Annotated in this window: 12 protein-coding genes; 4 read left to right on the top strand and 8 right to left on the bottom strand. The window is 74.5% G+C overall.

What is annotated here, in order from left to right:
• Window positions 1-16: 16 nt before the first annotated feature.
• A complete protein-coding gene (locus ACJTNH_RS18090) occupies window positions 17-286 on the bottom strand; it encodes a hypothetical protein (RefSeq protein WP_458178175.1) in 270 nt (89 codons plus the stop codon).
• 58 nt (window positions 287-344) lie between these two features.
• Here ACJTNH_RS18090 and ACJTNH_RS18085 point away from each other — a divergent pair, with 58 nt between their 5' ends.
• Window positions 345-1,337: an aldo/keto reductase gene (locus ACJTNH_RS18085; RefSeq protein WP_458178173.1), complete on the top strand. Its 993-nt coding sequence runs from the start codon at window positions 345-347 to the stop codon at window positions 1,335-1,337.
• A 126-nt stretch (window positions 1,338-1,463) separates the two neighbouring features.
• On the opposite strand, the gene ACJTNH_RS18080 is transcribed toward ACJTNH_RS18085, so the two are convergent.
• Window positions 1,464-2,975 carry a DUF222 domain-containing protein gene (locus ACJTNH_RS18080; protein WP_458178171.1) on the bottom strand — a complete coding sequence of 504 codons (1,512 nt, stop codon included), beginning with the start codon at window positions 2,973-2,975 and terminating at the stop codon, window positions 1,464-1,466.
• A 386-nt stretch (window positions 2,976-3,361) separates the two neighbouring features.
• Between ACJTNH_RS18080 and ACJTNH_RS18075 the strand changes: the two genes are divergently transcribed.
• Window positions 3,362-4,633, top strand: coding sequence for a M18 family aminopeptidase (locus ACJTNH_RS18075; RefSeq protein WP_458178169.1), 1,272 nt, complete (start codon window positions 3,362-3,364; stop codon window positions 4,631-4,633).
• 10 nt (window positions 4,634-4,643) lie between these two features.
• On the opposite strand, the gene ACJTNH_RS18070 is transcribed toward ACJTNH_RS18075, so the two are convergent.
• Window positions 4,644-5,882: a serpin family protein gene (locus ACJTNH_RS18070; protein ID WP_458178167.1), complete on the bottom strand. Its 1,239-nt coding sequence runs from the start codon at window positions 5,880-5,882 to the stop codon at window positions 4,644-4,646.
• 148 nt (window positions 5,883-6,030) lie between these two features.
• Between ACJTNH_RS18070 and ACJTNH_RS18065 the strand changes: the two genes are divergently transcribed.
• Window positions 6,031-7,386 carry a glucose-6-phosphate dehydrogenase gene (locus tag ACJTNH_RS18065; protein ID WP_458178165.1) on the top strand — a complete coding sequence of 452 codons (1,356 nt, stop codon included), beginning with the start codon at window positions 6,031-6,033 and terminating at the stop codon, window positions 7,384-7,386.
• Between the two features lie 12 nt (window positions 7,387-7,398).
• Here the strand turns inward: ACJTNH_RS18065 and ACJTNH_RS18060 are convergent, their stop codons facing one another.
• The 5 genes from ACJTNH_RS18060 to ACJTNH_RS18040 form a co-directional block, all read right to left on the bottom strand.
• Window positions 7,399-7,977, bottom strand: coding sequence for a signal peptidase I (locus ACJTNH_RS18060; RefSeq protein ID WP_458178163.1), 579 nt, complete (start codon window positions 7,975-7,977; stop codon window positions 7,399-7,401).
• Entirely contained in the window at window positions 7,974-8,609 is a 636-nt protein-coding gene (locus tag ACJTNH_RS18055) for a hypothetical protein (protein WP_458178161.1), read from the bottom strand. Before ACJTNH_RS18055 ends, ACJTNH_RS18060 begins: the two co-directional genes overlap by 4 nt.
• Window positions 8,610-8,619: 10 nt before the next feature.
• Entirely contained in the window at window positions 8,620-9,273 is a 654-nt protein-coding gene (locus ACJTNH_RS18050) for a hypothetical protein (protein WP_458178159.1), read from the bottom strand.
• 95 nt (window positions 9,274-9,368) lie between these two features.
• Window positions 9,369-10,922, bottom strand: a complete 1,554-nt coding sequence (locus ACJTNH_RS18045) for a methyl-accepting chemotaxis protein (protein ID WP_458178157.1) — start codon at window positions 10,920-10,922, stop codon at window positions 9,369-9,371.
• Window positions 10,923-11,032: 110 nt separating this feature from the next.
• Window positions 11,033-11,278: a hypothetical protein gene (locus ACJTNH_RS18040; RefSeq protein WP_458178155.1), complete on the bottom strand. Its 246-nt coding sequence runs from the start codon at window positions 11,276-11,278 to the stop codon at window positions 11,033-11,035.
• 290 nt (window positions 11,279-11,568) lie between these two features.
• Between ACJTNH_RS18040 and ACJTNH_RS18035 the strand changes: the two genes are divergently transcribed.
• Window positions 11,569-12,009 (top strand): response regulator transcription factor (locus tag ACJTNH_RS18035; RefSeq protein WP_458178153.1); only part of this gene is annotated, 441 nt, incomplete at its 3' end.

Genomic DNA, 12,009 nt, shown 5'->3' with positions numbered 1-12,009 from the left:
CACCGTCGTCCACCGGTCAGTCGGTGGTCATCACCTCGAGGTAGTCGTCGTAGCTGGCGACGACGTCGTCCAGGTCGATGACCTCGGGGAAGTCGGCGACCTCCTGGTGCCGGCGCAGGAAGAGCACGGTCCGCCGGACGACGTCCTCCTCGTCGTCGGCACCCAGCCGGTCCATGACCTCCGGGGTCACGGTGACGAAGGTGCGGACGTCCTCCAGCTCGCTGGGCTGCACGACCAGCCAGGTGTTGTCGCCCTGCGCGTCGATCTCGATGTCGTCGTCGGCCATGCCCCCGCCCTACCCGCCGCGTGGTGACCAAACTCGGCCCGGGTGCAGGATCGGGAGCATGCAGCAGCGAGCACTGGGCACGCAGGGCCTCACCGTCTCGGCCGAGGGGCTGGGGTGCATGGGGATGAGCTCCTACTACGGGGCCTTCGACGACACCGAGAACCTGGCGACCCTGCACCGGGCGCTGGAGCTGGGCATCACCCTGCTGGACACCGCCGACGTCTACGGCCCGTGGACCAACGAGCGGCTGCTGGCACAGGTGCTGCGCACCCACCGCGAGCAGGTCGTGCTGGCCACCAAGTTCGGCAACGAGCTGGACGCCGAGGGCCGGCGCACCGGCGCGGTCAACGGGACGCCGGAGTACGTGCGGGCGTCGGTCGAGGGGTCGCTGCAGCGGCTGGGCACCGACGTGATCGACCTGTACTACCAGCACCGGGTCGACCCGGCCGTACCGCTGGAGGAGACGTTCGGGGCGCTGGGCGAGCTGGTCGCCGAGGGCAAGGTGCGGTACCTGGGCATCAGCGAGGCCTCCCCGGAGAGCATCCGCCGGGCACACGCCGCCGCCCCGCTGTCGGCGGTGCAGACCGAGTGGTCGCTGTTCACCCGGGACGTGGAGGACAACGGCGTGCTGGCCACGGTGCGCGAGCTGGGCATCGGGTTCGTGCCCTACTCGCCGCTGGGTCGCGGGTTCCTCTCCGGGAAGATCCGCACCGTCGACGACTTCGCCGAGGACGACTTCCGGCGCAGCTCGCCCCGCTTCCAGGGCGAGAACTTCGCCAAGAACCTGCAGGTGCTGGACCGGGTGGTGGCGATCGCCGAGGCCAAGGGCGTGACGCCGACCCAGCTGGCGCTGGCCTGGGTGCTGGCCCAGGGCGAGGACGTCGTCCCGATCCCCGGCACCCGGCGGATCGCCAACCTGGAGGAGAACGTCTCCGCCCTCGACGTCGAGCTGACCGCCGACGACCTGGCCGCGATCGAGGAGGTCGCGCCGGTCGGGGTGACCGCCGGGGAGCGCTACTCCCCGTCCGGGATGCGCTGGCTGGAGACGTGACCTGATCGGGCACACAGCCCGTCACCCAGATCTCGCCATGTGGAGCACGCCGATCGCCGAGCACACGACGTGCGGGTACGCCGAGAGCTGGTCACGCCGCACGTCGAGATCGCGTCCGCACGCCGGTCAGAAGGGCGGTGGGTCGTCAGTCGTCCGAATCGGAGGCGGGGCGGGTCTCGGGGGGCCGGGCCGGTTGGGTGGTGACGCCGACGGGGGCCGCTGGCCCGGTGGTCGGGTCGTGCGGGTGACCCCGGACGGCGTGGTGACGTGCAGCGTGCCGTCGCCGTCGAGGCGGAACCGCCAGCCCGGGGCGAAGGTCTTGAGCCGGTGGTGGGAGCGGCACAGGCAGCAGAGGTTGCTGCAGTCGGTGGCCCCGCCGCAGGCGTGGGCGGTGACGTGGTCGAGGTCGGTCCAGCCAACACGTTGGCCGCAGTTGGGGAACCGGCAGCGCCGGTCGCGGGTGAGCACGAATGCCCGCTGTCGGGCGGTGGGTGTGTAGGCGCTGGTCGGCGGAGGTGGCTCGAGCACGGGGCACTGGCAGTGGTCGTCGCTCCCGGCATCGGGAACGGGGAGGCTGCTGTCGATGTCGGGGTGGTTCGGGCAGCCGCGGCGGGCCAGGCGAGGGAGTTCGGCGGGGGTGAGGGTGGCCAGGAGCTGCCCGTCGGCGCCGGTGAGGGCGTAGGTGAGGCTGCCGCCCTCCGGCGTGTTGAGCTGGAGGGCACCGACCCGACCCAGGAGCTCGCGCAGGTGCGCGGCGGTGATCGGCAGCCCGTTGACCTCACCGGTCGCACTGCTGGCGCCTTCGAGGGCGGTCAGCTCGGCGGTGATCGTCAGGTTCGCGGCGACCGATGGCAGCCCGGAGTCGGCGGGGCGGCGGATCAGGGCGGAGAGCACGTGCGCCCGCAGCACCCCGATGGGGCGGGGGTCTCCGTCGGCCTTGAGCATCGTCGCGAGCTGGTCGATCAGGTCGTGGCACTCCACGGCCTCGTCGGTGGGCAGGTCCGCGGCCAGCGTGGACCGGCCGTCGGTCGGGGAGGGGTACACGCGCACGTCGGCGGTCTTCTCCGCGTCCGCGCGGCGCTCCTCGGCCGCGGCGGCATCCAGTTCCAGCATGAGGGCGGTGGCCCGCTCGCGGAGCCGGTAGACCGACAGGTCGCCGGCCTCGGGCAGCAACGAGTCCTCGACCTGGCCAGCGACCTCGGCGCTGGTGTGGGCGAGGACGTCGGCCAGGGCGTCGGCGCGGCGTTCGTCGAGGGCACCGACCCGCAGCGCGGCAAAGGTGGCGGGGAGCTTGCGGGCCCAGGTCAGGGCCCGGCCCAGCCGGTGGGAGGCGGTGCCCCGGCCCAGGTTGAGCACCGCGGACAGCTCGGCGGGGAAGAACTCACTGATCCACTCATCGGCGTCCGCGCCGGTCCAGCCGGGGCGGTGCGCGCCGGGGCCCTCGGGGTCCAGCGCAGCCGGGCGGGCGGCGGCCAACTGCAGGATCAGCTGGGCCTCGCGAGCGGCGTCCATCGCCCGCCGGGCCTGCACCCGCTGCAGCTCCGCCGCCACCTCCTCAGCCGAGTCGCCAGAGCCGATGGGGTAGCGCAGGTCGATGACGAGACCCATCGCGCCGGAAGGCGTCTCGGTCGTCGTCACACCTGCACCATAGGTAGGGGGTATGACAGTTCCCGGGCACAGCGAGTGCGCCTGGCGGCCGCGCCCACGAACCGACGCAGCAGACGAGAGCCGGCCCACTGCGGCACCGGACTCCAGCCCCTGACGGGCGTGGATCCCAGGCCCGTGGACCACCACGGCCCCGGATCCAAGCGGCAGGCGGCACGGGCGTCAGGTGAGGTGAAACGCGGCACGGCGCGCATGCGGGTCCACGCAGGTCCGCGCCCAGCCAGCGAGCCAGTCGAGGGTCAAAGCGTGTGGACGGGTCCAGGCAGGTCCGGTCCCGCCCAGCCGAGCCAGTCGAGGGTCAAGGCGTGTGGACGGGTCCATGCGGGTCCGGTCCCAGCCGGTCGAGCAAGATGGGCGGCATGCCCGACCTCTCGCTCGGCGACGACCTGCGCGCCTTCGTCGACGCCTCGCCCTCCCCGTCGCACGCGGTCGCCGAGCTGGCCCGCCGGCTCACCGCGGCCGGGTTCACCGAGCTGGCCGAGGCCGACGCCTGGACGCTGACCCCGGGCGGGCAGCACTTCGTCGTCCGGCACGGCAGCCTGGTCGCCTTCCGGGTCGGCACCGCACCGCTGGCCGAGGCCGGCATGCGGCTGGTCGGCGCGCACACCGACTCCCCCACGTTCAAGGTGCGGCCACGCAACGAGGTCCGGCAGGCCGGTTACCGGGTGGTCGGCGTCGAGCCCTACGGCGGCGGACTGTGGCACACCTGGCTCGACCGGGAGCTCACCGTGGCCGGCCGGGTCGCACTGCGCGGCGGGACGACGGCCCTCGTCCGGCTGCCGGGCGCGCCGCTGCGCCTGCCGTCGCTGGCGATCCACCTCGACCGCGGCGTGCGCGACGGCCTGAAGCTGGACCCGCAGCGGGAGCTGGTGCCGGTCTGGTCCCGCGACCTGGGCACGGAGCCGGGCCTGCGCGAGGCGCTGGCGGCCGAGGCCGGCGTCGCCGTGGACGACGTCGTCGGTCACGACCTGGTGCTCGCCGACACCCAGCCCGCCGGCGTCACGGGCGCCGACGGCACGTGGATCGCCGCACCGCGGCTGGACAACCTGGCCAGCTGCCACGCCGGGGCCACCGCCCTGATCGCCGCCCCGGGCGGCCGGCGCACCCAGGTGCTCGTCGCCAACGACCACGAGGAGGTGGGCAGCGGCTCGATGTCCGGGGCGCGCGGCAGCTTCCTGGAGGACGTCGTCCGGCGGCTGGTGGCCGTCACGGACGCCGGCGACCCGCAGGCGCTGCCCCGGGCGCTGGCGCAGAGCCGGCTGGTGTCCTCGGACATGGCGCACGCCGTGCACCCCACCCGGTTCGACCGGCACGAGCCCGCCCACCAGCCGCAGCTGGGCGGCGGGCCGGTGCTGAAGGTGAACGCCAACCAGGCCTACGCCACCGACGCGGTCACCAGCGGCTGGTTCGCCGAGCGGTGCGCCGAGGCGTCGGTGCCGGTGCAGTGGTTCGTCTCCCGCGCCGACCTGCCCTGCGGCAGCACGATCGGCCCGCTGACCGCCACCCGGCTCGGCATCGCGACCGTCGACGTCGGCGCCCCGATGCTGGCGATGCACTCCTGCCGTGAGCTGGCCTCGGCCCTCGACGTCCCGCTGGTGGTCGGCGCGCTCACCGCCTGCTTCACCGACTGAGCGGGGCGGCTCAGGCCGACGGGTCGTACACCGCGGCGGCGAACAGCGGTGAGCGGGTCGCGGTGTCGGTGAGCAGCAGCAGGAACGGGCGGTCGAAGGTGACCACCGGCACCGGCACCGGCTCGTGTCCCGCCGTGGCCTCGACCACCACCCCGGTCGCCGCGGCCGCCTCGGTGCCGTCCTCGTCCACGTCGAGGAAGGTCTTCTGCAGCACGTCGGAGACCTCCACGTCGCCGGCCCGCAGGCCCGGGAAGTCGCCGCGGACCGGGAGCCCCCGGGCAGCCAGCGGCGCCAGCAGCCCGTGGGTCTGTTCCACGTGCAACCTCGGCAGCCGCACGCCCACGCCCTCGGGTTCCCCGCCCTCCAGCGCGGCGAGCGTCGCGGCCTCGACGGTGCACGGGTCGGCGCCCTCCGGGGGCAGGACGGCGACCGCGGCCAGGGTGCCGTCGCGGTAGGGCAGCTCGACGGCCTGCCAGCCGTCCGCCGTCCGCAGGCTCCCCGAGCCCCCGCTCATCATGTCCACGTCCACCTCTCCGGACGGCGCGGCGAACGGCACGGAGTCGGTGTCGGTGAACGGGGCCGCCCAGCGCGCCTCCAGGTGCACCGCGTTGGTCAGCACCGCCTGGGTGTCAGGCTCCAGCGGATCGGTGATCAGCTGCTCGATGCGGTCGTGGGTCTCCTCGGCGACCGTCGAGTTGATCCGGTCGGTCGCCCCCACCGGGTCAGCGGCGAAGTCCAGCGCGCGCAGGTCGGCGGCGAAGGCGGTGGCCAGGTCGTCGAGGTACGCCGGATCGGGCTGCACGCCCAGCGCGGTCCACAGGTGGTTGCTCAGCTGCAGCGAGTCCGGGGCGTCCTCGTCGTCCAGGTCGCCGTCGTGCCGCAGGCCGTCGAGGGCGGCGGTGTGCGCGCGGGTGGCGGCCACCAGCTCCGGCGACCAGGCCGGCAGGTGCAGCACCTCGCCGAAGGCGACGGCGGTCTCCCCGGCGGCGGCGGGGTACAGCAGGCCGAGCGCCTCCGCGGCCGAGGTCGGCGAGAGCAGCACGTCCTCCCCCGGCCGGTCCGCGCAGACCGCGTGCAGCAGGTCGACGCCGAAGGCGGTCTGCGCCGCGGCGACGTCCCGCGCGGTCAGGGCGCCGGTGCGCACCTCGACCACTCCACCCTGGTGCACCTGCGGCGTGGCACCGGCGCTGCCGCACGCGGCGACTGCGGCGGTCGTGGCGACAGCCACTCCCAGTCGTGTCCGTCTCATGGCCCGCTCCTCTCCCTCACCCCTCTCACGCGCCGAGCCCCCTCCCACCCCCACACGGCCCGGGTGGTTCAGCCGGGCCGGGGATGGGCAGGGCGGCCAGAGCGGTGTCTCGCACCCGGGACGCGACGACGACGGGACGAGGACGACGATGCAGGTGACCTTCGTGGTGCTGGGCGGGACCGGTGACCTCACCGGCCGGCTGCTGCTGCCCGGGCTGGCCGAGCTGTTCGACGCCGACCGCCTGAGCGACGAGGTCGCGCTGCTGGCCGTCAGCCGGGAGGACTGGTCCGATGACGAGTACCGCGACTGGGCCCGCGAGCGGCTGGCCGAGCACGCCGGCCACGTGCCCGTGGCCGCCCGCGACCGGCTGGTCGAGCGGCTGGGCCACCAGCACGGCGACGTCACCACCGCCGCCGACCTCGGCGCGGCACTCGACCGAGCGGCGGGCCGCCCGGTCGTCTACCTGGCCCTGCCGAACACCGTCTTCCTGGCCACCCTGCAGGCGCTGACCGAGCTCGAGCTCCCCGAGGGGACGACGATCGCGGTGGAGAAGCCCTTCGGCCGCGACGAGGACGACGCCCGGCAGCTCAACGCCGTCCTGCACCGGTTGGTCCCGGAGGAGCGGGTGTTCCGCACCGACCACTTCCTGGCCATGCAGACCGTGCTCAACCTGCTCGGCCTGCGCTTCGCCAACCGGCTGTTCGAGCCGGTGTGGAACGCCGGGCACATCGACCGGGTGGAGATCGTCTTCGACGAGACCCTGGGGCTGGAGGGCCGCGCCGGCTACTACGACACCGCCGGCGCCCTGCGGGACATGCTGCAGAACCACCTGCTCCAGCAGCTGGCGCTGATCGCCATGGAGCCGCCGAACGCGATCGACGGGCCGAGCCTGGCCGCCCGCAAGGCCGACGTGCTCCAGGCGGTGCAGCCCCCGGCGGACATGGCCCGGGACACCGTGCGCGCCCGGTACACCGCCGGGACGGTGGGCGGCCGTGCGCTGCCCGACTACACCAGCGAGGACGGCGTCGACCCGGCGCGGGAGACCGAGACCTACGCCGAGTACACGGTGACGATCGACAACTGGCGGTGGGCCGGGGTGCCGTTCCGGCTGCGCACCGGCAAGGCGCTGGGCGAGGGCCGGCAGGAGATCGCCGTCCACTTCAAGCCGGTGCCGCACCAGGCCTTCGGCCGCCGGGGCGACGCCGAGCCCGACGTGCTGCGGATGCGCTTCGACCCCGACCACATCAGCCTGGAGATCAACCTCAACGGCGCCGACGACCCGTTCGAGCTGGAGCGGCGCGCCCTGGACATCGGGCTGCCGGCCCCGCCGCTGTCGGCCTACGGGCTGCTGCTGCAGGAGATGCTGACCGGCCGGCGGACGCTGTCGATCAGCGACGTGGAGGCCGAGCAGTCCTGGCGGATCGTGGAGCCGATCCTCGCCGCCTGGTCGGCGGAGGAGGTACCGCTGCGGGAGTACCCGGCGGGCTCGCCCGGCCCCAGCTGACCGGCGGTGCCGTCATCGCACCCGCGCCGGGACGGCTGACGGCAGGCAGTCGCAGGGCCCGGCCCGGTGCCGCCGCCCGCCGAGCAGCGCGCGGCCGCCCGCGAGGAGGGCCGCGGTGCCCAGGACGAGCGCCAGCGCCGCCGTGCCACCCCCGGCGACGACCCGCCCGAGCACCGGCACGACGAGGACGCTCCGCCCGAAGCGTGCGTCCTGCCGCAGCACCTGCCACGGGTCGACGGTGGCGTTCGCGTCGCCCTGCGTGGTGAGGAACGGCTGACCGTCCTGGGTGTCCAGCGAGACGACCCGGTGCAGGACGGCCCGGTCACCGGCCACCTGGAACGGCGCCGGTGGCCGGAAGGCGATCACGTCGCCGGGGACGACGTCCTCGCCGGCGACCGGCACGGTGAGCACGAGCGAGCCGGCCGGGGCGTAGGGGCTCATCGAGCCGGTGAGCACGGGCAGGAAGCGCGCACCCTGGAGGTGTGCCGCGACCAGGGCGGCGGTGCAGACCACGAGCAACGTCAGGACCGCCGCCGAGGCGACCCGGTGGACCCGGTGCAGCCGGCGGGGAGCGTGGTGCGCACCGGTCATGACGTGGTCCGGTCCCCGGCCGGCCGGGGGAGGACGGCGGTGGTGGTGAGGGTGACGGTGTTCAGCACGCCGGTGACGCTGGCCTTGAGGTGCACCCGCCCCCCGACCGGCAGCAGCGCCGCCGTGCTGTGGCCGCCGGTCGAGGTGCCGAGCACCAGCGCCAGCCCGATCCGGGTCTCGGTGCCCGGGCAGGTGCCGGTGGTGGTGTTCCACGGCTGGGAGCACACGCTCGCCGGGCTCACCCCGACCAGCGTCCCGGCGGAGACGGCCAGCGAGAGCTGTGCCGGCACCGTGGAGGCGTTGACCAGGTCGACGTAGCCGGTCGCCACGGTCGCCAGGCCGGTGATCGACCAGGTGTCACCGTCCGCCGCCGTCTGGCCCCGACCGGCCACCGGGACGAACCGGCTGTCCCACTGGGCCATCGTCAGCGATCCGGACACCGCAGCGGCGCCGGACTGCCAGGCCGCGCGGGCAGGGGTGGTCGAGGCTCCGGTCGACCCGGCGGCCACCAGCGCGGCGAGCGCGATCACCGCGGCCCGGACGGGCCGGTGACGCAGGGCCCCCGCCCGCAGCGGCCGCACTCCCCGTGGAGGGCGGCCGCCCGGGCGGCAGCAGCAGAGCTGCCCGGTCATCGACCGTCGCTCAGCCGGACGTGCGGTCGTTGCCGCCGACCAGGGTGTTGTTGACCGCGATCGTCACCTTGCCGGCCCTCCCCTGCAGGGTCGAGGGCGCGTTCGAGGCGAAGGTGAAGGTGTAACGGACGTGCTGGGCCGCCGGCGCTCCGGTGCCGATGCTCCCGTGCGCGAGGACGACCGGCGCGTTCAGCGTCCGGGTCCCCGAGACCAGGCTGGCGCTCTGGACGCCACCGCAGGTGCTGACCCCCGACGTCGTCGTCCACGGGACCGAGCAGGTCATCGCATCGACGGAGAGGTACCCGGCCAGGTCGCCGGTGGCGCTCACCGTCCCGGCGTAGGTGTTGGCCTGCGTCCCGTCGTTGCGGACGTCGACGTAACGGTGGAAGTAGTCGTCGGGCAGCAGGTTGGCCACCGCGGCGCTGAACGCCCCTCCGTTGGCGTCCAGCAGGGTCGTCTCCCCGCTGCTGGCCGTGAGGTCGCCCGAGTCGACCTTGGCCGTGGCGTCCCAGCTGGAGAGCGCACCGGTGCTGACCAGCGCCGCGCCACCGGCGGCGAGCGCCAGTGCGGCGACCCGGCCGGCGCGCGGGCGCCGGGGCGGGCAGGTGGTGCAGCGGTGGGCTCGGTCGTGGCCGGCAGGAGCCCGGTGGCGGGCGTCGGTCATGTGGAACTCCGTTTCTGAGAGGGCACCCGGTCCGTGGGTGTCGGTGAGCCAGGACGCCGTCGTCCCGTGTCGCGGTGTGCAGCCCCGCCGGCGGGTCAGCGTCGGAAGGTGGCGGCCATCCGGGCCTGCTCCTCGAGCACCTCGCCCATCCGGGCCTGGACGGCGTCGAGCTGGCCGATGACCTCGCTGGTGGTGTGGATGCCCTCGGCGACGGCCTTGCTGCTGGCCTGGATGCCGGCGATCTGGTCGGAGACCTTCTGGGTGGCGTCGGCGGTCTCCCGGGCGAGGTCCTTGACCTCGGAGGCGACGACGGCGAAGCCCTTGCCCAGCTCGCCGGCGCGGGCGGCCTCGATGGTGGCGTTGAGCGCGAGCAGGTTGGTCTGGTCGGCGATGCCGGAGATGATCCGGATGACCTCCCCGACCGCGGCCGATGCCTCGTCGAGGGCCTCGACCTCACCGGTCATGGTGGAGGCCTGGCTGACCGCGTTCTCGGCGACCCGGCCGGCGTCGCCGGCGGCCTCGCGCAGCCGGGAGACGGTGTCCAGCAGCTCGCGGGCGTTGTCGGCGGACTCCTCGGTGCGGCGCAGCACGTCCAGCCGCTGGGAGACCAGCTGCTGGACGTTGCGCAGTGCGGAGCGGCGGGACTCCGACAGCTCGATGGTGGTGGTGACGAAGAAGTCCATCGTGCCGATCACCCGGCCGCCGACCATGAGCGGGAAGCAGACCCCGGACTTGACCCCGGCGCGCTGGGCGGCCGGTGCGCGCACGCAGTCGGTCATCTCGCCGATGTCGCGGACGAAGTACAGGTCCCGGGAGCGCCAGGTGCGCCCCGACAGGCCCACGCCCTCGGCGAAGGAGGCGGCGAGGGTGACCCTGCGGAACTCCTCACCGGCCGAGCCGGACTCCTGCTGGAAGCGCAGCACGTTCGCCTCCTCGTCCAGCGCCCAGTAGGAGCCGTAGGCCCAGCCGAAGGCCTCCCGCACGGTGTCCAGCGCGATCCGCAGCGCCGCCGCCTGGTCACCGGCGGCGCCGATCTCGGTGACGACACTGGTCACCGCCTCGCGGTCGTCCAGGGTCTCCTGGAGCTCCGCCTTCGCCAGCGCGGCGCGACGGGCGTGCGAGAGCAGCCGGCCGAGCGAGTCCCACTTGCCCTGCCGGGCACCGGTGAACGGCAACTCGCCCCGGTCGTAGTACTCGTACAGCGCGACCACTCTGCCGTTCTCCACCAGCGGGAGGGCACAGCCGTGCGTCGCACCGGCCGACAGCGCCCCGGCCCAGCGCGCGCAGGTCGCCGGGTCGCTGCCCAGGCCGACCAGGACGGCGGACCTGGTGCGGATCGCCTGGCCGCCGTACCCGTCGCCGGGCTCCACCGTCTCCAGCCGGCCCGCCGGGGAGGCCGCGATCGCCTCGGCCAGGTCACCGGACTGGCCCACCAGCCGGAACAGGCCGTCCGGGCCGGGCAGCCACACGGCCCCGTAGGAGAGCGCCAGCTCGTCGACGAGGGTGGCCACGATGACGCGGTGCGCCTCCAGGGGGCCGCTGACCCCGCGGTCGAGGACGGCGATCACCTGCTCGACCGATTCGACGTCCCGTGGTTCCGGCACGACGGGCACCGTGGTGCTCGGTCCGGTCCGCCGCCAGGCCCCCATGTCGCCCACTCCCTTCTAGAAGGTCGCCGGGACCTTCTAGAAGGGATGATCGGCAGTGCGCAACGGACCTGGAGTCGAACGCGCCGGCGAGTGCCGGCGCGCCGGGGCGGCTACAGCAGCGGGGCCACGCGCAGCCGCAACGCCGCCGGCAGGAGGGACAGCCGGTCGGCGAGGGAGCCCTCCCCCCGGACCAGCTGTGCGAGCGCCGCGACCGGCAACAGCTCACCGAGCACGACGAACCCGTCGTCGATCCCCTGCTGGTCGTCCAGCGCCACGGCGTCGCTGAGGACGGCGAGCACCGGGTCGCCCGCCGGTGGCAGGTCATCGCCCCACAGCTCGACGAGGCCGGCGCGCACGCGCGCAGGCCGCCCGGTCCCGTGTCCCTGCCCCGCCATGTCGCCTCACTCCGCCCCGACCGACCCGTGGCCGCCACGGCCCGGCTGCAACCTAGGGCATGAAGCGTCTGCCCGTGTTTCGAAACGGTTGCGATTCGCTGACCTCTGCCACGCTCCGGGCAGACGAGCCCCCCGGGCGCCCCCGGTGTCCGGCCGACGGGAGGATGATCCCCTCCGCCCCGCGGTGCCTCCCGGCGCCGGCCGCGCCGGCGGGGCGACGACGGCAGCAGGACGAGGAGGACGAGCGCAGCATGACCGGACCGGTCGAGCCCGACGCGGCGCCGACCTGGGCCGACCTCCTGTCCGCCATCGCCCGGGGAGAGCAGCGCCTGGTCCTGGGCACCGCCTCCGGCGAACGCGCCGTGATCCTGGCCGAGTCGGAGCTGATGGCGCTGGAGGCCGCGGCCCGCACGGCCGGTGGGCACCCGGACCAGGAGCCGCGGCTGACGAACCGGGAGATCCAGGTCCTCGAGCTGGTCGCCCGCGGCCGGTCCGGCAGCGAGATCGCCGAGGAGCTGGGGCTGGCCACCAACACCGTGGCCCAGCACCTGGTCGCAGTCCGCCGGAAGTTCAACGTGCAGAGCAGTGGGGCCGCCGTCCCGGCCGCCCGCCGCGGCAGCCGACTGCCCACCTCCCCGGACGCCCTCGCGCAGGGCGGTGCGGCGAGCAACAGCATCACGGTGTTCACCAGG

The organism is Modestobacter lacusdianchii, from assembly GCF_054177765.1.
This window is presented reverse-complemented; position numbering and strand designations above follow the sequence as displayed.